21 protein-coding genes and 2 pseudogenes are annotated in these 20,379 nt (G+C 70.9%); 10 read left to right on the forward strand and 13 right to left on the reverse strand.

What is annotated here, in order from left to right; all coding sequences use genetic code 11:
• Positions 1 to 143: 143 nt before the first annotated feature.
• Positions 144 to 2,255, forward strand: a complete 2,112-nt coding sequence (locus OG978_RS22975) for a serine/threonine-protein kinase (RefSeq protein ID WP_326767020.1) — start codon at positions 144 to 146, stop codon at positions 2,253 to 2,255.
• Between the two features lie 465 nt (positions 2,256 to 2,720).
• Positions 2,721 to 3,338 carry a hypothetical protein gene (locus OG978_RS22980; RefSeq protein ID WP_326767021.1) on the forward strand — a complete coding sequence of 206 codons (618 nt, stop codon included), beginning with the start codon at positions 2,721 to 2,723 and terminating at the stop codon, positions 3,336 to 3,338.
• Positions 3,339 to 3,430: 92 nt separating this feature from the next.
• Here the strand turns inward: OG978_RS22980 and OG978_RS48355 are convergent.
• A pseudogene (locus OG978_RS48355) lies at positions 3,431 to 3,640 on the reverse strand (SUKH-3 domain-containing protein); the annotation flags it as partial.
• A 9-nt stretch (positions 3,641 to 3,649) separates the two neighbouring features.
• Between OG978_RS48355 and OG978_RS22985 the strand changes: the two are divergent.
• Together OG978_RS22985 and OG978_RS22990 are read left to right on the forward strand one after the other, a co-directional pair.
• Positions 3,650 to 4,234, forward strand: coding sequence for a cysteine hydrolase family protein (locus tag OG978_RS22985; protein WP_326767022.1), 585 nt, complete (start codon positions 3,650 to 3,652; stop codon positions 4,232 to 4,234).
• 120 nt (positions 4,235 to 4,354) lie between these two features.
• A complete protein-coding gene (locus tag OG978_RS22990) occupies positions 4,355 to 5,005 on the forward strand; it encodes a hypothetical protein (RefSeq protein ID WP_442817736.1) in 651 nt (216 codons plus the stop codon).
• A gap of 109 nt (positions 5,006 to 5,114) precedes the next feature.
• Here OG978_RS22990 and OG978_RS22995 read toward each other — a convergent pair whose 3' ends face one another.
• Complete coding sequence (locus tag OG978_RS22995; protein ID WP_326767024.1) at positions 5,115 to 6,050, reverse strand: oxidoreductase; 936 nt, start codon at positions 6,048 to 6,050, stop codon at positions 5,115 to 5,117.
• Positions 6,051 to 6,161: 111 nt separating this feature from the next.
• On the opposite strand from OG978_RS22995, the gene OG978_RS23000 reads away from it, so the two are divergent.
• Positions 6,162 to 6,776 (forward strand): acyl-CoA-like ligand-binding transcription factor, encoded by a 615-nt coding sequence (locus OG978_RS23000; protein ID WP_326770124.1) that lies wholly within the window; start codon positions 6,162 to 6,164, stop codon positions 6,774 to 6,776.
• A 31-nt stretch (positions 6,777 to 6,807) separates the two neighbouring features.
• Here the strand turns inward: OG978_RS23000 and OG978_RS23005 are convergent, their stop codons facing one another.
• A complete protein-coding gene (locus OG978_RS23005) occupies positions 6,808 to 7,557 on the reverse strand; it encodes a class I SAM-dependent methyltransferase (RefSeq protein WP_326767025.1) in 750 nt (249 codons plus the stop codon).
• Between the two features lie 502 nt (positions 7,558 to 8,059).
• Here OG978_RS23005 and OG978_RS23010 point away from each other — a divergent pair.
• Positions 8,060 to 8,650: a TetR/AcrR family transcriptional regulator gene (locus OG978_RS23010; protein WP_326770125.1), complete on the forward strand. Its 591-nt coding sequence runs from the start codon at positions 8,060 to 8,062 to the stop codon at positions 8,648 to 8,650.
• 46 nt (positions 8,651 to 8,696) lie between these two features.
• Positions 8,697 to 9,317: a helix-turn-helix domain-containing protein gene (locus OG978_RS23015; RefSeq protein ID WP_326767026.1), complete on the forward strand. Its 621-nt coding sequence runs from the start codon at positions 8,697 to 8,699 to the stop codon at positions 9,315 to 9,317.
• Positions 9,318 to 9,329: 12 nt separating this feature from the next.
• Here the strand turns inward: OG978_RS23015 and OG978_RS23020 are convergent, their stop codons facing one another.
• Both OG978_RS23020 and OG978_RS23025 read right to left on the reverse strand, forming a co-directional pair.
• Positions 9,330 to 9,962 carry a histidine phosphatase family protein gene (locus OG978_RS23020; protein WP_326767027.1) on the reverse strand — a complete coding sequence of 211 codons (633 nt, stop codon included), beginning with the start codon at positions 9,960 to 9,962 and terminating at the stop codon, positions 9,330 to 9,332.
• Positions 9,963 to 9,983: 21 nt separating this feature from the next.
• Complete coding sequence (locus tag OG978_RS23025; protein ID WP_326767028.1) at positions 9,984 to 10,670, reverse strand: GDSL-type esterase/lipase family protein; 687 nt, start codon at positions 10,668 to 10,670, stop codon at positions 9,984 to 9,986.
• 58 nt (positions 10,671 to 10,728) lie between these two features.
• On the opposite strand from OG978_RS23025, the gene OG978_RS23030 reads away from it, so the two are divergent.
• The 3 genes and pseudogenes from OG978_RS23030 to OG978_RS23040 all read left to right on the forward strand — a co-directional run bounded on the left by OG978_RS23030 (position 10,729) and on the right by OG978_RS23040 (position 12,703).
• Positions 10,729 to 11,721, forward strand: coding sequence for a WD40 repeat domain-containing protein (locus tag OG978_RS23030; RefSeq protein WP_326767029.1), 993 nt, complete (start codon positions 10,729 to 10,731; stop codon positions 11,719 to 11,721).
• A gap of 4 nt (positions 11,722 to 11,725) precedes the next feature.
• Positions 11,726 to 12,232: pseudogene (locus tag OG978_RS23035) on the forward strand (GNAT family N-acetyltransferase); the annotation flags it as partial.
• Positions 12,233 to 12,295: 63 nt separating this feature from the next.
• Positions 12,296 to 12,703, forward strand: a complete 408-nt coding sequence (locus tag OG978_RS23040) for a DUF4259 domain-containing protein (protein ID WP_326770126.1) — start codon at positions 12,296 to 12,298, stop codon at positions 12,701 to 12,703.
• Here the strand turns inward: OG978_RS23040 and OG978_RS23045 are convergent, their stop codons facing one another.
• The 8 genes from OG978_RS23045 to OG978_RS23080 all read right to left on the reverse strand — a co-directional run bounded on the left by OG978_RS23045 (position 12,704) and on the right by OG978_RS23080 (position 20,137).
• On the reverse strand, positions 12,704 to 13,315 hold the full coding sequence (locus OG978_RS23045) for a Uma2 family endonuclease (RefSeq protein ID WP_326767030.1): 612 nt from the start codon (positions 13,313 to 13,315) through the stop codon (positions 12,704 to 12,706).
• A 150-nt stretch (positions 13,316 to 13,465) separates the two neighbouring features.
• A complete protein-coding gene (gene serC, locus OG978_RS23050) occupies positions 13,466 to 14,584 on the reverse strand; it encodes a phosphoserine transaminase (RefSeq protein WP_326767031.1) in 1,119 nt (372 codons plus the stop codon).
• A gap of 96 nt (positions 14,585 to 14,680) precedes the next feature.
• Positions 14,681 to 15,889: a cytochrome P450 family protein gene (locus OG978_RS23055; RefSeq protein WP_326767032.1), complete on the reverse strand. Its 1,209-nt coding sequence runs from the start codon at positions 15,887 to 15,889 to the stop codon at positions 14,681 to 14,683.
• Entirely contained in the window at positions 15,886 to 17,166 is a 1,281-nt protein-coding gene (locus OG978_RS23060) for a cytochrome P450 (RefSeq protein ID WP_326767033.1), read from the reverse strand. Before OG978_RS23060 ends, OG978_RS23055 begins: the two co-directional genes overlap by 4 nt.
• Positions 17,163 to 17,816, reverse strand: coding sequence for a GTP-binding protein (locus tag OG978_RS23065; RefSeq protein WP_326767034.1), 654 nt, complete (start codon positions 17,814 to 17,816; stop codon positions 17,163 to 17,165). Before OG978_RS23065 ends, OG978_RS23060 begins: the two co-directional genes overlap by 4 nt.
• Positions 17,797 to 18,162: a DUF742 domain-containing protein gene (locus OG978_RS23070; RefSeq protein WP_326767035.1), complete on the reverse strand. Its 366-nt coding sequence runs from the start codon at positions 18,160 to 18,162 to the stop codon at positions 17,797 to 17,799. Before OG978_RS23070 ends, OG978_RS23065 begins: the two co-directional genes overlap by 20 nt.
• A complete protein-coding gene (locus OG978_RS23075) occupies positions 18,159 to 18,602 on the reverse strand; it encodes a roadblock/LC7 domain-containing protein (protein WP_326767036.1) in 444 nt (147 codons plus the stop codon). Before OG978_RS23075 ends, OG978_RS23070 begins: the two co-directional genes overlap by 4 nt.
• A complete protein-coding gene (locus OG978_RS23080) occupies positions 18,599 to 20,137 on the reverse strand; it encodes a sensor histidine kinase (protein ID WP_326767037.1) in 1,539 nt (512 codons plus the stop codon). Before OG978_RS23080 ends, OG978_RS23075 begins: the two co-directional genes overlap by 4 nt.
• Positions 20,138 to 20,379: the final 242 nt, after the last annotated feature.

A 20,379-nucleotide genomic window follows, 5' to 3' on the forward strand; every position in this document is an offset into this window, starting at 1 on the left:
AGCTCGGCCTGACGGGCGACGGCCTCGTCCGGCAGCGGTCCGGAAGACGCTCTCGAAGTGACCGAATCGCAAGTGCCTGTGGGCCACTTCGCATATGACCGAGCGTCTAGTCTGTTGCCTCCATGTAGTCCACAGGGGGTCGCATGCACAGCGAGGGTACGGCCGGTCGCGATTCGGACCACGGACAGGGCGATGGCTCCCCCCGCGGGGCCGACGGCGGTTTGGCGGGCGACTTCCTCCGGAGCGACTCGACCGAGCACGCACAGTCGTGGCCGGAGACGCAGCCGACGCAGGAGTCGTCGGACCCGTCGGACCAGGCCGCGGCCCCCGCACCGCACCACGTGATTGACGGCCGGTACGAGCTCCTGCACAGCCTCGGGCGCGGTGGCATGGGCGAGGTCTGGAAGGCCCTGGACACCCGTCTCGACCGGCACGTCGCGGTGAAGGGCCTGCTCGGCCGGGACGCCATCGGGGCGGCCACGCAGGAGCAGATGATGCAGCGGGCCCGGCGGGAGGCCGCGGCCATCGCCAAGATCAGGCACCAGAACGTGGTGGCGGTGCACGACCGGGTCGAGTCCGGCAACCAGGTCTGGATCGTGATGGACCTGCTCAACGCGCGTTCGCTGGCGGACCTGATGCGCGAGGAGCAGCGGCTCTCGGTGCGGCGGACGGCCGCGATCGGCCTTCAGGTGCTGGGCGGGCTGCGGGCGGTGCACGAGGCGCGGGTGGTCCACCGCGATGTGAAGCCGGCCAACATTCTTTTCGCCAAGGACGACTTCGCGATCCTGGCGGACTTCGGGATCGCCACCTTCGACGGCGCCGCCCCGCTCACCAGGGCCGGTGAGCTCATCGGTACCTACAAGTACCTGGCGCCCGAGCTGCTCGGCCAGACGTCGCAGGAGAGCGCCGCGACACCCGCGTCCGACCTGTGGTCGCTGGGCGTCACGCTGTACGAGATGGTCGAGGGCAGGCACCCCTTCGACCGGCCGAGCGAATACGAGGTCCTGGTCGCCGCCTGCCAGTCCGACCCCCTTCCGATGGAACACGGCGGGGGCCTGGCCGGGGTCGTGGGCCGGCTGATGCACAAGGACCCGCGCCGGCGCCTGAGCGCGGCGAGCGCGGAGGACATGCTTCGGGAGGTCCTCCGCAATTCCGCCGCGAAGCCGGACCCCGTACCCGTACAGGAAGAGGTCCGGAAAGAGGCAGAGGCGGGGGAGGAGGCGGAGGCAGAGCCGGCGGAGGCGCCCGCCGCCGCGCAACCCCGATCGTCGCCCGAGCCCCCGCCCCTGCCACCCCAGAAGCCTCAGGGTCCGCAGGAGCCGAAGCAGCGCATCCGGGCATGGCAGAAAGCCTCGGCGGCCGTGGTGTGCGCGGCATTGGTGGCCGGTCTCGGATGGTTCGCCGTGGACCGGATGAATGGGGACGGCGAGCCGGACGCGGGCGGCCGGTCGGGCCAGGGGCCCGAGCCGGAGCCGTACATCAAGACGCACCCGATTCTGAAGGTGGGCGTCAAGGCCGATCAGCCCGGACTGAGCGAGAAGACCAAGGACGGCAAGTACCGCGGGTACGAGATCGAAGTGGCCCATGCCATCGCGCGCGACATGGGCTACAGCCGTGATCAGGTCGCCTTCGAGCCCGTGAGCAGCGAGAACCGGAGCACGATACTGCAGAAGGGCGATGTGGATCTGGTCATCGCCACCTACAGCATCACGGAGGAGCGCAAGCACGCGAAGGCGCCCGACTACAGCGTCGCGTTCGCCGGCCCGTACTACGTGGCCAGCCGGAGCTTCATGGTCCGCAAGAAGGCGAAGACGGTGTCGATCGACGACTCCAGGATGCTGCGGAAGGAGCAGTTCGAGGTGTGTACCGCGAGGAGTTCGACGTACGAGACATGGCTGCCCAAGGCGGGCTACAACATGACGGGGTCGCTGCCGAACGGCTACGACAGGTGCGTGCGCGACCTGCTGGACCCGAGGTCGTCGGTCTACGCGGTGAGCACGGACGACGTCATCCTCGCCGGGTTCGTCAAGAACAACCCCACCGAGCTCAAGCGGCTGGACAGCGGTCCGGGGGCCGAGGGTTACGGCGTCGCCATGAATCCGGACGAGAAGGGGCTGAAGGGGGAGGTGTGTTCGTCGCTGAAGAAGATCATGACCGACGGCGTCTGGGAGCAGCTGTACGCCCGCCACCTCGCCCCGCTGCTGAACAGGACGAACCCGCCGAACAAGCCGAAGCTGGCGGAATGCCCGTCCTGACGCCCTGATTCGCGGACCGGTCCTCTCCGCCGGTCGACTCAGCGGTCGACCACCCACGCCGCGTCGGCCGGGGGCCGGCCGGTGGCGAGGATGTGGAGGACGATCCGGAGGGCTTCGTCGAGCGGCACGGTGTCCGCGTCGGGGTACTCGTCGGCCTGCCCGTTCGAGAGGACGAAGCCGTCGCTCCACTCCTCCGCCCCGGGGTCCGCGGCGTGCTCGCCCGGAGCGCTTCCGCCGCCGCATCGGCGGACACGGCGATGCGGTCATCGACAAAGACCCACGACTCCGCCGCCGACTCCACCGGTTCCACCATGCGCAGGACGATCTCACACCGCGGACCGGGGAAGCGATGCCGCGGTGTCCCCCGAGGCCGGGCAGCAGACCACCATGGGCGCGAACGCGTCGCAGCACTCGCGGCGGAACCGGACGGGGCGGCGACCTGACCGTACTCGGTAGCCTCACACCATGGGGCTCGACATCACGGTGATGATCACCGACTGGTCATGGCTGGGCGAAGTGCCCGAGCGTGACCGGCTGTTGCGGTTGAGGGACGCCTGGTACGCCGACGAGAGCGGGCTGTGGGACTACGACGCCCCGGTGGTCAAAGGCGACTGGGAGTGGCCGACGGGGCCGAACGGTGCCCACTTCGCCGTCTACGAGTTCCTGCACACCCTCGGTTCGTACAAGCCGCACTTCTGGGCCACGCATTACTGGGAGCGCGTCCGCGACCACGCCGATCCGCTGTTGCGGACCGGGCTGGACACCTTCCTGCTCGGGCTGATCTGGGGTGGCATGGACGGCGAGTCGGGGGAAACGGATCGCGACTTCTTCTCCGAAGACCCGGAAGTCTCGTACGGCCTGCTGGTCGCACGGTCACCGGCCGGCGTCCGGGAACTGGCCGCGACATGGGAGGGCGTACGGCCACAGCTCGGCGGGTTGCGCGAGGCCTTCACCGTGTATTCCGCGGTCCCCGACGGCCGGGGCGGCGACTTCGACGAGTTCGCCCTCCTGCTGGCGGAATGGGGCCGCATCCTCACCGAAGCGGCCCGGCGGGGCTGGGGTGTCGTGGGGCTGAGCGAATAGGGCGGGGCGGCTGATCTCCTCTGCCCGAGCGGCGCGTGGCCTGCTCGGACAAAGAAATCCTCCGCGTCCAGGAGAGCCGCCCCGTTCAAGAATCGAGAAAATGCGTCCGACTCGTTCTCCCCCATGCAATACCCGCCGGTGTGACGGAGTCGGAAGAAGCGTCCTCTTCCATCGACGAGGAGAATCCCGTCTTCGAGGGCCTCGCTGCCGACTTCGAGGGTGCACGGGTACGCCCTCCGGGCCGGGGCGGGGAGCCAGGGGCGGTTCGAAATCCTGTGGAGGGGGCCGGGGACGGCGGCCATGATGGCCGCATGACCGAGCGCGCACTTCCCGTAGAGGCACTGATCGTTGTGGACGTCCAGGCGGACGCGGTCGGCGGTGACCGGGCGGTGCCCGAGGCGGCCCGGCTGCTGGACCGGACGGCGGATCTGATCGCGAGGGCGCGCAGGGGCGGGGCGCTCGTCGTCCACGTGCAGAACGACGGGCAGCCCGGGGCGGGGGACGAGCCGGGTACGCCCGGATGGGAGCTCCACCACTTCGTCGAGGCCTCGCCCACGGAGGTCGTGATCCGCAAGGTCAGGGACGACGGGTTCCACGGGACGGCCCTGAAGAGCCTGCTGACCGATTCGGGGGTGCGGGCGCTCGCCATCTGCGGCGTGATGTCCGAGATGTGCGTACAGGCGACGGCTCGTACGGCGCTGGCGCTGGGGTACCGGGTCGTCATGCCGCACGACGCCCACGCGACGCACGACATCCCGGCCGCGCCCGGGATCAGCGACGGGGTCCCGGCCGCCGCGGTCTCACGGGTCGCCGAATGGGCCCTCGGCAGTGAGCTGGAGGTCGTGGCGCACGCCGCGGACGTCGCGTTCGCCGCCCTGCCCTCGCGGACCGGCTGAATCGGCCGGAGCGGGAACCGCGGTGCCCGTTCCTGTCGTCATCACGCGCGCGCCACCATGCGGGGGCCCACGCCGAGTAGTCGCGCGGGCCGCGCCACACACACGGACACAAGGAGCAGCATGAGAGTCAACGGCAGCACGCGACCCCACAGCGGCAGCCGCAGCAGCACCGTTTCCTCACCGCGACGCAGCTCTCGTGCGGCTCTTCTGAACGGTTCGAAGGCAGTGCTGGCCGTCGCGCTCGTCCTGGGGGCAGCCACTGCCTGCAACAAGTCGTCGAGTGACGGGACCCACGCGGCCAAGGAATGGAAGGTCGGCGACTGTGCAGGGCCCGACAGCAGCGCCAAGGACGCCTACCAGCCCCTGGACTGCGGCGACTCCAAGGCGACGATCAAGGCCCTGGAGATCAAGGACGGCGCCATCTTCTCCGATTCCATCCAGTGCCCGGCCGGCACGGACGCGATCATCTCCGTGAAGGTCTCCATCGGTTCCGGCGACGCCAAGTCCGGCATCCCCAGCAAGACCATCTGCAGCCGCAACCTGACCGGCGACCACCCCGGTGACGCCGGTGCGGGCGGCGGTCAGCTGGTGAAGGGCGACTGCGTGGACGACAAGGCCAAGGAGGTCGCCTGCGGCAGCGGGGGAAGCGGTGTGAGCAAGGTGCTCGACCTGACGAAGACCGCCGAGCAGTGCCCGACCGGAAGCAAGCCGTTGGAGCTGTTCCCGAGCCCGGGCCGGCCGTACGACGCGATCTGCACCGGCAAGGCCTGACCGGCAAGGACTGACTGGTCGGCGCCGGTAGGTGCCGTGCCCACGACGCAGCACGGCCGGTGAAGCGCACGCTTCACCGGCCGTGCTGCGTCCCGGAACCGATGGCCTCCTAGACCGACGCCGGGAACGTGAACCGTACGTCGGTCAGCCGTTCCGACAGCTCCCACAGACGGCGGCCGGTCTCGGCATCCGCTGCCGCGGACGACAGCCGTACCCGGGTCGGCTTGCCGCGCAGCTCGGCCAGGCCGTCCGGCCCGATGAACTCGCCGCCCCGCACGTCCGGGTGGGCCGCCGCGTACAGCTGCGGCAGTGCGCCGCGCGCCGGGGTCTGGGCGAGCGGGGCGAGGACGCGGCCGTACAGCAGCTTCACCAGGCCGACCGGCGCGCTCGTCTGCAGGTTGGTGGCGGTGTAACCGGGGTGGGCGAGCAGGCTGAGCACCGGGCTGCCGGCCGCGGTCAGCCGCAGATGGAGTGCGTGCCCGAAGGCGGCGTTGGCGAACTTCGACTGGTTGTAGAACCCCATCGGCGAGTACTTCCGCTCACCGGACAGGTCGTCGAAGAAGAGGCGCCCCTGCCGGTGATTGGGCGAACTCACCGTGACCACGCGGGGGTCGCGCCCGACGGACAGCAGGTCGAGCAGCAGCCCGGTGAGCGCGAAGTGGCCCAAGTGGTTGCAGGCGAACTGGAGTTCATGGCCCTGCGCGCTCAGTGACCGGGGCGGTGCCATCAGCCCGGCGTTGTTGACGAGCACGTCCAGTCGCGGATGGTCGGCGTGCAGCCGGCCGGCGAAGGCCCGGACGGAGTCGAGGTCCGCCAGGTCGAGACGGCGCACCTCCAGGCCGGCGTCCGGCTGCTCGGCGGTGATCTCCGCGGCGGCCCGGCGGCCCTTCTCCTCGTCGCGTACGGCGAGGATCACGTGTCCGCCCCGGAGGGCGAGCGCCCGGGTGGTCGCCAGGCCCAGGCCGCTGTTGGCTCCGGTGACGACGAACACCCGGCCGGTCTGGTCCGGGATCTGCTCGGTGGCCCACTGCTGTTGCCGTGTCATGTGACACACGTTGCCCCTAGTGGCACTCGGTGTCAAGAAAGTGTCTTGGTGTCGTGAAGGGCATGGGGTTACCATTGGGGGGTGAGTTCCCGCCCTGAAGTGACAGTGACCATGGCCCAGCGCAAGCGTCGTCTCGTCTCGGGCGAGCTGACCGAAGCGGCGCTGCAACTGCTGGCGTCGAAGGGGTTCGACGCGGTCACCATCGACGAGATCGTGACCGCCGCCGGTGTGTCCAAGCGGACGTTCTTCCGGTACTTCGCGTCCAAGGAGGACGTGGTCGTCCAGTTCCTGGCCGACATGGGCGCCGGTATGCGCGAAGAGCTGGCGGCCCGCCCGGTCGAGGAGCAGCCCTCGGTGTCGCTGCTGCGGGCCGTCTCGGTCTCCCTCGCCGCCTGCGCCCACCCCGACCACTCCGAGCGGGCGCTGCGCGTGGTCCAGCTGATCCTGCGTACGCCCGCCCTGCGGGCACGCTTCATGGAGCGTCAGGCGCAGTGGCGCGACGATCTGACGGCGGAGCTGGCGCGCCGGACGGGGCTCGGACCCGACACCGATCTGTACCCGCAGCTGGCCGCCGGGATGGCGCTGACCGCCTTCGACGCCGTGCTGCAGCGATGGAGTGTCAGCGACGGCACCGAGGATCCCGTCGCGTTGCTGGACCGGGCCTTCGCCGTGATCGCCCCGGCGCTGGACGGCGGAGAGGGCCGGAGCGGCGCCGCGGCTTCCTGAACGGCGGCTCCTGCCGCCCGCGTTCAGGCGGTCAGGCGTCCTTCTCGGCGTTCCGGCTGAACAGGGCCGTCCAGAGGAAGGGTTCACCGAAGAGCGGGGAGTCGGACGGTTCGTCGTGCATTCGGCGGAGCTCGATTTCGGTCAGGTCCGAGAAGATCCGGCGCAACGACTCCGGTGTGTAGGCGAGGCCGCCCTGCAGCCCGCCCCGGTCGTAGAAGGCCGCGTCGGGGAGTTCGGAGCCCATGCCGCCCTCGCCGGAGGCGAAGCAGGTGAGGGCGAAGCTGCCGCCGGGGGCGAGGACGCCGTCGAGCAGGGCGAGGTAGCTGACGCGGCGGTGCGGCGGCAGGTGGTGGAAGCAGCCGGAGTCGTAGACGAGGTCGTACGGGCCGGACAGCTCCGCCGTCGTGAGGGCGAAGATGTCGCCGTGGTGGAACCGGATGTCGGCCCCGGCCTCGCGGGCGCGGTCCTCGGCCCAGGCGAGGGCCGACGGGGACAGGTCCACCGCGTCGACCTCGAAGCCCAGGGAGGCCAGATGGATGGCGTTGCGGCCCGGCCCGCAGCCGAGCTCCAGGGCGCGGCCCGGGGCGATCAGGCCACGGTCGGCGTACGAGGCCAGGTTCTCGTCCGGCTTCGCCACGAAGAACGGCACGGGCTTCTCCCGGTCCGCGTAGAAGCCGTCCCACCAGGAACCCGCGTCGGCCGTCCACCGGTCGGCATCCCGTGCGAACAGGCTGTCCATGAGCCTCAGTACGTCGTCGACCGTGCGTATGTTCCGGTCCACGTGGACCCCCTTCCGCCAGGGGAAATCGTAGATCCGCGGGGCCCCGGGGCCCAGTTGGGAAGGCGCCGGCGAAACCTGCCGGCGGCAGCGTGACGGGCGGGAGGAGGCGCGGCCGAAACCCCTGTTGTGCGCGCCTGGTTCGGGTGCGGGGGCGCCCGCGCAGGGGCGTGGAAGGGCAGGTTTCGCGCCCCCCCGACGGCTGTTTCTTCGGGAGTTCCGGAGGTGAGGGTGGCTGTCGACGTGACACATGGGGTGCGAGGTGTCACGTTGCCGTGGGGTACCCACGTGGGCGGACGCGGGGCCGCGAAGGGCCTCATACCAGCAACGGTTCGATGGGTAATCGGACTTGGCCGAGGTACCACCCTGCGCGGGCCGGAGTGCGTGGCGGAGCCACCACCGGCGGGGCGGAGCGGGGAGAGTGGGGGGCAGCGGTACGGACGACGAAGGAGGACCGATGACGGGTGTCGTGGCGAGCCGGCGGAGCGGGGCGGTCGGGCAGCCCATGGAGCTCCTGGGAGCACGGGACCGACTCCTGCGGGCAGGGCGCGAGTTGTTCGGCGCCTACGGGTACGCGCACACGGGTGTCGAGGAGCTGTGCGCCCGGGCGAAGGTGCCCACCCACGTTTTCCAGCAGGAGTTCCTCTCCCGGGAGGTGCTGTTGATGGCGCTGTACGACGAGGTGGCGACCCACGGGCTGCGCGCGGCCGAGAACGCCCTGATGGCGGAGGGCATGGAGGACTGCTCGACGACGGAGCGGGTCCGGCTGCTCTTCGAGGCCTATGTGCAGGCGGTCACCGAGGACAAGTGCGCGGCCCGGGTGGCCTTCGTCGAGGTGCTCGGGGTGAGCCGGGAGGTGGACAACCACCTCGCGACCTGGCGGGCGATGTGGATCGAGTTCCTGACGTCCGAGGCCGAGCGCGCCGTGCGCCGGGGCGAGGCGGTGGCGAGGGACCACACGGTGACCGTCACGGTGCTGAATCACGCGGTGGACGAACTCATGGCCCACCACGGCCGCCGGCCCCGCCAGGTCGACGCGGAGTGGCTGACCGACGAGCTGACCCGGCTCTCGCTTTCCATGATCCTGTCGTCCTGACGCGCCCGGTTGCCGGGACGGCAAATAGTGGGGACATGATGGGGACATGGAAGACGGCGCGGAGCACGCGGAACGACCGGACGACGAGATCACGACCGTTCTGACAGGCGTCGGCCCGCGCCTGCGGGCCCTGCGCCAGGAACGCGGCACGACCCTGGCGCAGCTCAGCGAGACGACCGGGATCTCCCTCAGCACGCTGTCGCGCCTGGAGTCGGGCGGTCGTAAGCCCACGCTCGAACTGCTGCTGCCGCTGGCCAAGGCGTACGGGGTCCAGCTGGACGAACTGGTCGGCGCCCCGGCCACCGGCGACCCGCGCATCCACTTCCGCCCCTTCACCCGCGACGGCATGACGTTCGTACCGCTCACCCGGCATCTCGGCGGGCTGCATGCGTACAAGCAGATCCTGCCCGGCGGCCGCGGGTCCACGGGGCCGCTGGAGCAGCGGGTGCACGAGGGATACGAGTGGCTGTACGTGCTGGCGGGGCGGTTGCGGCTGCTGCTGGGGGAACACGATCTGGTGCTCACGGCCGGTGAGGTCGCCGAGTTCGACACGCGTACGCCGCACGCGTGGGCCAGTGCCGGGCCCGATCCGGTCGAATTCCTCAGCCTGTTCGGGCAGCAGGGCGAGCGGATGCATGTGAGGGCCCGGCCTTCTTCGGAGCGGTGAGCCGCCCCGGGCTCAGAGCCGGAGGTCGGGCGGGAAACCCGTCCAGCACAGTTCGTCGGGCAGATGCCGCATGTCGTTGGAGACCAGGATCGACGCCGGGCGGTCCGGGCCGTAGCGGATCACCGTCAGCGCGGCATTGCCGTGGTTGAGGCCGAGCCAGCGCCACTCCGGTGCGGCCATGGCGTCCCGCACCAGCCACGACACCAGGAAGCTGTGCGTGACGACCAGTTCATGGACGTCCTCGTCGCCCGCAGGCGGACCGGTGAACTCCTTCAGAGCGCGACGCGCCAACTCCGGTCCCCGCACCCGCTCTTCGGCGGTACACGGTTCGAGGAACCGCAGATAGCGGTCGGCGCCGGCGGCCGGCAGATCGGCCCGGTCCGGGAAGTGCGGAACGTAGTCGTCGGCGGTCTCCGTGACCACGACGGGGACGTCACCGAGCTGTTCGCCGATCAGCTGCGCGGTCTGGGCGGCGCGGGGCAGCGGGCCGTGGCGCACCACCGAGATCGGGTGCTCGCGGAGCCGCCTGCCGAGCAGCTGCGCCTGGCGGCGGCCGGCCTCCGTCAGCGTGCCGTCGTCGTCGTCCTCCGGCGCCGCCTCACCGTGCCGGACGAGATAGAGGTGCCGGGTGGCCGTCCCTGTCATGTCAGTCCCTTTCGCGTCCGCTCACGGCCGGGGTGTGTACGGGCCGCCCAGCCCCCACGCCTGATGCATCGCGTCGGCGAACGCGCCCGCCAGCGCGTGCTCGCCGGTGGGCCCGGGGTGCGTTCCGTCGTACGTGTCCTCGTGGATGTCGTACCCCGGAGGGCGGGAGGCCAGCAGGACCGGGGACATCGGGTCGTCGAGGTCGGCGACGGCCTTCGCCAGCAGCTCGTTGAAGCGGTCGCACTCGGCGGCGAACGGGGCGTCCGACTCGGCCCGGATGTTCGGTATCACGGGCATGAGGACCATCTTGACGTGCGGGTTCGCGGTGCGCGCCGCCGCGATGAACGCCCTTGCGTTCAGGGCGGTCTGACCGCTGTCCGTGTAGAACCCGAGGTCTATCAGGCCGAGCGAGACGAGCAGCACGTCCGTGCGGTGTCCGGCCACCGTGTCGGCGATCACCGGGGCCATGTGCAGCCAGCCCTCGCCCCAGCCGGCCAGGTGGGCGCGGGCCTCGGCGGGGAAGTCCGGCGCGCCGTACTCGTGACCGACCGGGGCACCCGCCGCCGTGTCGTACAGCTCGCTGCGCGGCCCGACGATCGCGAACGGAGTGCCGAGGGTGGAGGTGAGGTGCTGCCACATCCGGTAGCGCCAGGTGAAGTCGCCGGCGCAGCCGATGGTCATGGAATCGCCGACAAACGTGAACCGCATGGCGTCATCATCGCGGATCACTCCTGCCACCTGCGACGTGACGATGGACACTTGTGCCATGCGTTCGTACCTGACTGTGTCCGGAGCCGCCGCGCTGCTCCTCCTCACCGGGGCGGCTCCGGCCGTGGCCGACGACGGAGCCGACCGTGGCTTCACGATCGAGGACCCCCGGATCACCGAGTCCAGCGGCCTCGCCGCCAGCCGCGCCCACCCCGGCATCTACTGGACGCACAACGACAGCGACGACGGGCCGTACGTCTACGCCGTCGACTCCCGGACCGGGAAGACCGTCGCGACCATCACCATGAAGGGGGTGGGCGAACCCCGCGACGTGGAGGCCATCTCGCTGGGACCCGACGGCAATCTGTACGTCGGTGACATCGGCGACAACCTGAACGGCAGCTGGGACCACGTCTGGATCTACCGCTTCCCGGAGCCGAAGCAGCTGAAGGACGCGACGGTCGACGCCACCCAGTTCAACGTGAAGTACGCGGACGGCCCGCGCAACGCCGAGGCGCTGATGGTCCACCCCACGACCGGGCGTGTCTACATCGCGTCGAAGAACGAGGACGGCGGCGGGCTGTACGAGGGCCCGGCGAAGCTGACCACCGGCGCCGCCAATGTCTTCCGGCGGGTGGGCGAGGTGCCGTGGGTGACGGACGGGGCGTTCTCACCCGACGGCAAGGAACTGGTGCTGCGCTCGTACTTCAGCGCCCGCGGCTACGTCTTCGAGAACGGCAGGCTCGGCGCCGACCACGCGGTCCGGGCACCGATCCAGCGGCAGGCGGAGTCCGTGACGTACACGGCGGACGGCTCGGCGCTGATGTTCGGCTCGGAGGGGGAGCAGAGCGACGTGGAGCGGGTGGACGTGGACGGCGGCGAGGGCGGCGGCGGGCAGTCGCCGTCCCGGGGCGGCGACTCGTCGGCCTCGTCCGCCGGAGCGGGGAGCGGGGGCGCCGGGGACGTGAAGGGGACTACCCTGACCGGGGTGCTCGTCCTCGCCGGGATCGGTTTCCTCGTGCTCATGGGGCGACGCCGGAAGGGGAACTGAGGGAATGATCCTCGATCCAGAGCCGTTCGGCACCGCGCGGCTGGACGCGCTGCCGCTGAGGGTCGCGCACGCGGACGAGATGGTGGCGGTGCTCGGCGACCCGGTCCTGCACACGTACACCGGAGGCGCCCCGGAGACCGCCGACGGGCTGCGGGCCCGCTACCGACGCCAGACTGCCGGTTCGCCGGACCCCGGGGTGCGGTGGTGGAACTGGGTGCTGCGGGTACGCGACGATGGCCGCCTGGCCGGATACGTCCAGGCGACGGTGGACGTGCCGGGCGCGGAGGCGGAGATCGCCTGGGTGGTCGGGACGCGGTGGCAGGGGCGCGGGTACGCGAAGGAGGCCGCGGCGGGGCTGGTGGCGCACCTGCTGGCGTCGGGGCCGGGGGCGGTGCGTACCGTCCTCGCCCACATCCATCCGGACCACGACGCCTCCGCCGCGGTGGCCGGCGCGGCGGGACTGGTGCCGACGGAGGAGTGGTGCGACGGCGAACGGCGCTGGCAGCGCACGGCCGTTGTCAGTGGTGGATGCGAGAGTGGCCCACGTACGGACAGCACTTGTGGAGGGAACCTCATGGGTACGTGGGACACCGGCCATTTCGACAACGACACCGCTGCGGACTTCTCCGGGAAGATCGACGACACGCCGGAGGCCGGGCGGGAAGCGGTGATTCGCAAGGCCCTGGAGGCGGCGATCGCCCCCACGGATTACCTGGACAGCGACGAAGCCGTGATCGCCGTCGCGTCGGCCGCGCTGGTCGCCTCTCAGTGTCCGGGTGGCGAGCCGGTGACCACCGCGTACGGCCCCGACAAGCCGCTGCCCGTCCTCGCGACGGACCTGCGCCCCCTCGCGGTGAAGGCCCTCGACGCGGTGCTGGGCGAGAACTCGGAGCTGCGCGAGCTGTGGGACGAGGCGGGGGACAAGGAGTGGGCCCCGGGCATAGCCCGCCTCCGGGAGGTGCTGGTGGCGGCGGGCGGGTGATCAGGCGCGGGGGCGGCCGGCCTGGACGAGCTTGTCGACGTCGAGGGTCACCGGGGCGCCGATCGACTCGGGGAGGGTGACGGTCTGCCCGGGGGCGTAGACCTGGTGGCTGTCGTAACCGCCGCCCATGGGCTCGGTCAGGACATGCACCCGGCCGTGCCTGCGGTCGATGATCACGTACACCGGGATCTTGGCCTCGGAGTAGGCAGCGACCTTGTTGCGCAGGTCGTTGTTGTAGTTGCTGGAGGTGACCTCCAGGACGAGGCGGAAGACGGCGGGGTCGTAGCAGTTGTTCTCGACCAGATGCTCGTCGAGATCGGCGTCGACGACCGCCAGGTCGGGGATGGCGTAGTCGGCCGGGCCGCCGGGGAGCCACACGCCGATCCCTTGAAGGACCTCTGCCTCGCCGTCATCGAGACCGGCTGCGATGAACGGGCGCATGACCTTGGTCAACACTCGGGCGTGCGGGGCGTCCGGGGATGGGGCCACTGTGATGACGCCTCCGATGATCTCGACGCGGTAACCCGGGTGCTGCTCCATGAGGCTGTTGGCCGTGTCGAGCAGCGATTCCGGCTCACCGTCACAGGGGTGCTCGACTGCTGCTGCAGACATTGCGGGCCTCCTGAAGGGGTGATGTCGAGGTCATCATCGTAGGCCGATCCGGCCACCAGCGCCCGAAAGCCGTTCCGCCACCCGACCGAGTGAACGAGGAAGGGCCCCGCGCACCGGCGCGGGGCCCTTCCTCGTACGGGTACTACGCCGTTACAGCTTCTCGATCACGTAGTCGATGCAGGCGGTCAGCGCCTGGATGTCCGACGGGTCGATCGCCGGGAACATCGCCACGCGCAGCTGGTTGCGGCCCAGCTTGCGGTACGGCTCGGTGTCGACGATGCCGTTGGCGCGCAGCACCTTGGCGACGGCGGCGGCGTCGATCTCGTCCGCGAAGTCGATCGTGCCGATGACCTGCGAGCGCTTCGCCGGGTCGGTGACGAACGGGGTCGCGTACTTCGACTCCTCGGCCCAGCCGTACAGGTTCTGCGCCGAGGCGGCCGTGCGGCCGGTGGTGAAGTCCAGGCCGCCCTGGGTGTTCATCCAGGTCAGCTGCTCGTTCAGGAGGAAGAGCGTGGCCAGGGCCGGGGTGTTGTACGTCTGGTTCTTCAGGGAGTTGTCGATCGCCGTCGGCAGCGAGAAGAACTCCGGGATGTGCCGGCCCGAGGCGTGGACGCGCGCGGCGCGCTCCAGGGCCGCCGGGGAGAAGACGCCGATCCACAGGCCGCCGTCGGAGGCGAAGGACTTCTGCGGGGCGAAGTAGTAGACGTCCGACTCGGTGATGTCGACCGGCAGGCCGCCCGCGCCGGAGGTGGCGTCCACCAGGACCAGGGAGCCCTCGTCGGCACCCGCGACGCGCTTCACGGGCGCGGCGACACCGGTCGAGGTCTCGTTGTGCGTGAAGGCGTACACGTCGACGCCCGCCTCGGCCCGCGGGTCCGGGTGGGTGCCCGGGTCGGAGGCGATCACGGTCGGGTCGGCGAGCCACGGGGCGAGCTTGGCGGCCTTCGCGAACTTCGACGAGAACTCGCCGAAGTTGAGGTGCTGGGACTTCGTCTCGATCAGTCCGTGCGTCGCGATGTCCCAGAAGGCGGTGGAGCCGCCGTTGCCCAGGATCACCTCGTAGCCCTCGGGGAGGGAGAAGAGGTCGCGCACGCCCTGACGCACCGCGCCGACCAGGTTCTTGACCGGGGCCTGGCGGTGGGACGTACCGAGAAGAGACGTACCGGTGGCGGCCAGCGCGTCGAGCGCCTCCGTCCGCACCTTGGAAGGACCGGCGCCGAAGCGTCCGTCGGCGGGCTTGATGTCAGCGGGAATCTGGATATCGGCCACGAACCGGAGCGTAGTGCCTCACGGACACGGTCGAGCACCGTGTCCGTCGGATGAGACGCCCGCTCCGGTCCGTGGACGGCGTACGGGGAGTGCCGGTCAGCCCAGATCCACCGGCAGGTCGTGCAGGTCGTTCTGGGTGACGATCGGCTTGTTCCGCAGCTCGGACGCGGGTACGGCGAGTTCCAGCTCCGGGAACCGCTCGTACAGCGCGGGCAGTGCCACGCCCGCCTCCAGCCGGGAGAGCGCCGCACCCGGGCAGATGTGCGGGCCGTGGCCGAACGCGATGTGGCGGTTGGGGGAGCGGGTGATGTCGAAGTCACCGGCCGTCGGACCGTGCTGCGCCTCGTCGCGGCCGAGCGCGCCGAAGGAGATGATCAGCCCTTCGCCCTTGGGCAGGACCTTGTCGCCGACCTCGACGTCCTCGGTGGCGAACCGGATCAGGACGTGCGACGTGGGGGTGTTCCAGCGCAGGGTCTCCTCGATCACGTTCTCCCACGGCACCTCGCCGTTCAGCACCTGCTTGCGCTGCTCGGGGTGCGTCTGGAGCGCGACGACCGCGTTCACGATCAGGCTGATCGTGGTCTCGTGACCGGCCGCGATGATCAGCTGGAGGGTGTTGACGATCTCCTCGTCGGTGAGCTGGTCACCGTTCTCGGAGGCCGCGATCAGGGCACTGGTGAGGTCGTCGCCCGGGTTCTCCCGCTTGCCGTCGACGATCTTCGTGAAGAGCTCGCCGAGGTCCGCCATCATCTGCGGGACCTCCTCCGGCGGCGTCTGCGTCGAGAAGAACTTCTCGAACAGCTCCTTCAGCCGCGGGTGGTCCGCGCTGTCCACACCCATCAGCTCGCTGATCACGTTCATCGGCAGCGGGTAGGCGAACTCCGTCTTCAGGTCGACCCGCTCGTCCTTCGGCAGCGCGGCCAGCCGGTCCAGGCTCGCCGTGGTCAGCGCCTCGATGCCGGCCCGCAGCCGCTCCACCCGCTTCACGGTCAGCGCCTGGGCGACCAGGGTGCGCAGCCGGCGGTGGTCCGCGCCGTCGACCGTGAGCATGGAGCGGCCCGGGTTGGCGAGGCCGATCAGCGGCCAGTCCATCGGTATCTCGCCGCGCTGCCAGGCGTTCCAGACGTTGATGTCCTTCACGATCCGGCTGTCGGTGAGCAGCTGCCGCGCCTCGGCGTGGTGGGTGACCGCGTAGCAGTGCACCCCGCCCGGCAGTTCCACCTCGGCGAGCGGGCCCGCGGCACGCAGCCGGGCGCTCTCGCCGTCGAGGTCGGTGACGAAGGGGTCGAGGACGATCCGGGTCATCTCTGGCCTCCGGTGTCGGTTTCCGTGGCGGGTCCCAGTGCGAGGGTGGGCGTGAAGGTCAACGGCAGGCCGGTCAGGCCCCGCAGCCACGGGGACGGGCGCCGGGTGAGCTGTTCGGCGGGGACGGCGAGGTCGATGTCCGGGAGCCGGTCGAGCAGTACCTCGATGCCGGTACGGGCGATGACCTCGGCGGTCTCCTGGGCCGTGAACGGGCAGCGGTGCTCGCCGTGGCCGAAGGAGAGGAAGGCGTTGTTGCCGCCGGTCATCGCGGAGCCGTCGGTGCGGACCTGCGGGTCCGCGTTGGCGGCGGCGATGCCCAGCACCAGCAGGTCGCCCGCCTGGATGTGGCGGCCGCCGAGGCGGGTGTCGCGCGAGGCCCAGCGTCCCGCGATGTTCTGCGACGGCGTGTCCTCCCACAGGACCTCGTTCATGGCCTCGGCGACGCTGTGCCGGCCGCCCGAGAGGGAGGCGGCGAACCGGTCGTCGGTGAGCATCAACCGCAGCGAGTTGCCGATCCAGTCGGCGGTCGGCTGGTGGCCCGCGGCCATCATGACCATCAGGTCCTGCGCGACCTCCTCGTCGGTGAAGTGGCCGCGGTCGGCGAGCATCCGCGAGGTGACGTCGTCGCCGGGCGCGGCGTGCTTGTCGGCCAGCAGCTGGAACATGGACGAGGCGAGGTGCTGCTGGCCGGTCAGCGCCCGCTCCCGGCCGTCGATCATGTCGTTGAGCGAGCCGACGAGCGCGTGGCCGATGGTGTCGCTGAAGCCGTAGATCTTCGCCAGGACGAGGGCGGGCAGCAGCATCGTGTACTCGGCGATGATCTCGGTGCTTCCGGTGGCGCAGAACCGGTCGATGAGACCGTCGGCGAACTCCTCCGCGTACCGCTTCAGCGTGAACGGGTCGACGGCCTCCAGCGCGTTGCTGATCATCGCGGCGCGCTCGGTGTGCCGGGGGCCGACCGTGTACAGGATCGACGGCTGCTTGCGGCCGATCATCGGCAGCAGCGGCCAGTCGTCGGGGATGCGGTCCCACTGGTTCCACAGGTCGGAGTCGCGGCTGAACAGCACCGGGTCGCCGGTGACCTGGTGCAGTTCGCGGTAGCCGATCACGAGCCAGGCGGGGACGTCGCCGTCGAGCACGACCGGTGCCACGGCCCCGTGGTCGCGGCGCATGTCCCGGTAGAGCCCGGTCGGATCGGTCTGGAACCGGGGGCCGGAGAGCGGCACGCGGCCCTGGGAGACGGGGCAGCCGGAGGGCGGCGCCGGGGGCTGGGTCACGGGGTGGGCTCCGGGGTCTTCTCCGGCGCGGGCTCCGGACGGGCGGCGTCGGACGGGGCGGCGGCCCCGCCCTGCGAGAGGGTGTGGAGGTATTCGACCAGCGTGATCAGTACGTACTTGCTGGACGAACGGTCCCGGGCGTCGCACTCCACCAGGGGCACGTCGTCCGAGAGGGCGAGCGCCTCGCGTATCTGCTGCTCGGTGTGGAGCGGGCCGCCGAAGTCGTTGCACGCCACGATGAACGGCGTGCCGTGGTGCTCCAGCCGGTCGATCGCGTACCAGGAGTCGGCGAGCCTGCGGGTGTCGACGAGCACGACGGCCCCGAGCGTTCCGGAGAACAGCCGGTCCCACAGGAACCAGAAGCGTTCCTGGCCGGGGGCGCCGAAGAGGTACAGCACGGAGCGCTCGTCGAGCGAGATCCGGCCGAAGTCGAAGGCGACGGTCGTGGACGTCTTCGAATGCACACCGTCGAGGTGGTCGACGGCCTCACCCGCGCGGGTCATGGTCTCTTCCGTGTTCAGCGGACGGATCTCGCTGACGGAGCGGACCATGGTGGTCTTGCCGACCCCGAAGCCGCCGACGACGACGATCTTCAGTCCGTTGTCGGCCGTCGCCTGCAGGGCGGCACGGTCAGAGGTTGCGGAGTCCAACGAGCACCTGTTCCAGGATCTCGGGGTCGGGGAGCCGGTCCGCGACACGGGCAGTACGGGGGTGACGGGCGCTGATCCGTCCGGTGTCCAGCAGATCGGACAGCATGATCCGCACGATGCTGACGGGCAGCCCGAGGGCCGCCGCGATCTCCACGACTGCGGTGGGCCGTTGGCACATCCGCAGGATCGTGGCGTGCTCCGACTGCATGCCGGGGCTCGGCTCGCACTCGGAGACCACCAGCGTCACCAGGTCGAACGCGTCCGAGTCGGACCGGCTGCGGCCCCCGGTGAGGGTGTACAGCCGGTCCGGATCGTCGTCCCGGCCGGGGCGGCGGGGGCGGGTCATACGGCCGCGTTCACGTCGTCGGCGGTGACCTCGGAGGCCGCCGGGGAGCGCGGCGGGGCGCTGAGGTGCTCGCCGAGCTGCTCGACGAGTTCGCTCATGTTGTGGCCGATGAGGCCGACGTCGGAGTCCTCGGAGGCGACGACCGCGAGATGGGCGCCCGCGCCCGCCTCGACGATGAACAGCACGCCGCCGTAGAACTCGGCCATTGCGGACCGTACGCCGCCGGTGCCGTCACCGAACTCGACGGACGCGCCGTGCGACAGGCTCTGGATACCGGCCGAGATCGCGGCCAGCTGGTCTGCCTGGTCGACGGAGAGCTCGGGGGTGCGGCACAGCTTGAGGCCGTCCCTGGACAGGACGAGGGCATGACGAGTGCCGGGGGTGCGCTCCAGGAGCCCCTCCAGCAGCCAGTTGAGCTTCTCGTCGGTGGTGGCGGTCATCGGGTGTTGCCTTCTTCCGGGTGCGGGGAGTTGGCCCGAACAGCCTGTCGGAAGCTGCTGAAGCGGGCTGCTTGTTCCTTGGGGTCGGAGGTGCGGGGCCGGGGGGCCGCGGCGCCGTCGGTGTTGGCGCGGGCCTCGGCGGCGGCGAGGGTACGGCCGCGGGCGCGCTTGGGCAGCCCGCTCTCGCCGAACCGGGGGAGGTTGCCGGTGGTCTCGGACGCGGGGGAGTCCACGGAGAGGTCCGCCGGGAAGTCCGCCGGCTCGGTGGCGGCCGGTGCGTGCTGCGGGTGCTGCGCGTCGGCCAAGGCCGTGGCCGACGCTGTGGCCGTCGCCGTCGTGCCCGCCGGTGCGGTGCCGTGCGTGGGCTCCGGCTCGGGCACCGGCCGGGACAGCGGTTCCGGGGCCGTTACGGGGGTCCGGGTGAGGAGCTCCTGCGGGAGCATCATCAGGGCGCCCGTGCCACCGCGCGCGGAGGGCCGGAACGAGACGGTCAGGCCGTGCTTGCGGGCCAGCCGGCCGACGACGGCGAGGCCGAGGCGGGTGCCGGAGAGACCCGTCAGGTCCTGGTGGGTGGCCGACACCGCGCGCTCGGCGCGGCGCAACTGCACATCGCTCATGACCAGGCCGCTGTCCTCGACGGTCAGGACGATGCCGGCCGGCACCTCCTCGACGTACACATGGACCTCCGCCGTGGGCGGCGAGAAGTTGGCGGCGTTGTCGAGGAGCTCGGCGAGCGCGTGCATGACGCCCTCGGCGGCGTGGCCGGCGACCGCGACATCGCTGGTCGAGTGGAGCCGCACCCGCTGGTAGCCGCTGATCCGGCCCATGGCGCCGCGCAGGATCGACTCCATCACGATCGGCTTCGCCCAGCGCCGCCCGGAGCGGGCACCGGTCAGCACGGCGATGGAGTCGGCGAGCCGGCCCGCCTGGGCGGTGCGGTGGTCCAGGTGGAGCAGATCGCCGAGCACCTCCTCGGCGGCGTGCCGGTGCTCCATCTCGCGCAGGTCGGCGAGCATGCTGGTGGCCAGGGCCTGCATCCGGCCCGCGGCGTTGGCGCAGGCGGCGACCGCGGCGGAGCGCTCGGTCTCGCTGCGGGTCGCGCGGGCGGTGAGCCGCTCGGTCTCGGCGGTGAGCCGTTCGGTCTCGGCGACGGCCTGCGCGGTGATCCGCGAGGTCTCGGCCTCGGCCGCGGACCTGAGCCGCGCCGTCTCGGCCGCCGCGGCGGCCTTGATCCGGGCGGTCTCGGCGGTGAACCGCTGACCCTCGGCCGCGGAGTTGGACACGAGGCGGCTGATCTCGCCGGTGAACCGCTGGGTCTCCGAGGCGAGCCGGGCGCGCAGACGGTTCGCGTTGGCACGGGCCTGGACGGCGACGGCCACGGCGGCGGACAGCAGCACGGCGGCGGCACCCGCCCCCCAGGCCAGCGTGGTCCGTACCGAGTCGGGGGCGGCGACGACCGCCCACAGACACAGGGATCCGGTGACGGCCAGCGATATCAGCAGGGCCACTGCGGTCGGCCGGGATGAGGGGCTCAATGGGAGTCCTTGGGGCGGACGGGTGCGGACGGACGGAACGGACAGGTGGGACAGGTCGGGCGGGTCGAACGGTTCAGATCGGGACAGTTCGGAACTGCCGGGCTGAATGCGGCAACTGGAGCTGACCATTCCAAGGTAAGTCTCGGTCACTATATGAGAATTGACGCTCTCTTTGGGAAGATCTTGTGGCGTTCTCTGTTACGTATGTGACTACGCGTCCGACGTATTCCGACGTATTGACG

Source organism: Streptomyces sp. NBC_01591 (assembly GCF_035918155.1).
GTDB lineage: Bacteria > Actinomycetota > Actinomycetes > Streptomycetales > Streptomycetaceae > Streptomyces.

What these genes read in the sequence shown, in the direction of transcription:
- OG978_RS22975 (WP_326767020.1), top strand. Translation starts at nt 144, where the DNA reads ATGCACAGCGAGGGTACGGCCGGTCGCGATTCGGACCACGGACAGGGC.
- OG978_RS22980 (WP_326767021.1), top strand. Translation starts at nt 2,721, where the DNA reads ATGGGGCTCGACATCACGGTGATGATCACCGACTGGTCATGGCTGGGC.
- OG978_RS22985 (WP_326767022.1), top strand. Translation starts at nt 3,650, where the DNA reads ATGACCGAGCGCGCACTTCCCGTAGAGGCACTGATCGTTGTGGACGTC.
- OG978_RS22990 (WP_442817736.1), top strand. Translation starts at nt 4,355, where the DNA reads ATGAGAGTCAACGGCAGCACGCGACCCCACAGCGGCAGCCGCAGCAGC.
- OG978_RS22995 (WP_326767024.1), bottom strand. Translation starts at nt 6,050, where the DNA reads ATGACACGGCAACAGCAGTGGGCCACCGAGCAGATCCCGGACCAGACC.
- OG978_RS23000 (WP_326770124.1), top strand. Translation starts at nt 6,162, where the DNA reads ATGGCCCAGCGCAAGCGTCGTCTCGTCTCGGGCGAGCTGACCGAAGCG.
- OG978_RS23010 (WP_326770125.1), top strand. Translation starts at nt 8,060, where the DNA reads ATGGAGCTCCTGGGAGCACGGGACCGACTCCTGCGGGCAGGGCGCGAG.
- OG978_RS23015 (WP_326767026.1), top strand. Translation starts at nt 8,697, where the DNA reads ATGGAAGACGGCGCGGAGCACGCGGAACGACCGGACGACGAGATCACG.
- OG978_RS23020 (WP_326767027.1), bottom strand. Translation starts at nt 9,962, where the DNA reads ATGACAGGGACGGCCACCCGGCACCTCTATCTCGTCCGGCACGGTGAG.
- OG978_RS23025 (WP_326767028.1), bottom strand. Translation starts at nt 10,670, where the DNA reads ATGCGGTTCACGTTTGTCGGCGATTCCATGACCATCGGCTGCGCCGGC.
- OG978_RS23030 (WP_326767029.1), top strand. Translation starts at nt 10,729, where the DNA reads ATGCGTTCGTACCTGACTGTGTCCGGAGCCGCCGCGCTGCTCCTCCTC.
- OG978_RS23040 (WP_326770126.1), top strand. Translation starts at nt 12,296, where the DNA reads ATGGGTACGTGGGACACCGGCCATTTCGACAACGACACCGCTGCGGAC.
- OG978_RS23045 (WP_326767030.1), bottom strand. Translation starts at nt 13,315, where the DNA reads ATGTCTGCAGCAGCAGTCGAGCACCCCTGTGACGGTGAGCCGGAATCG.
- OG978_RS23055 (WP_326767032.1), bottom strand. Translation starts at nt 15,889, where the DNA reads ATGACCCGGATCGTCCTCGACCCCTTCGTCACCGACCTCGACGGCGAG.
- OG978_RS23070 (WP_326767035.1), bottom strand. Translation starts at nt 18,162, where the DNA reads ATGACCCGCCCCCGCCGCCCCGGCCGGGACGACGATCCGGACCGGCTG.
- OG978_RS23075 (WP_326767036.1), bottom strand. Translation starts at nt 18,602, where the DNA reads ATGACCGCCACCACCGACGAGAAGCTCAACTGGCTGCTGGAGGGGCTC.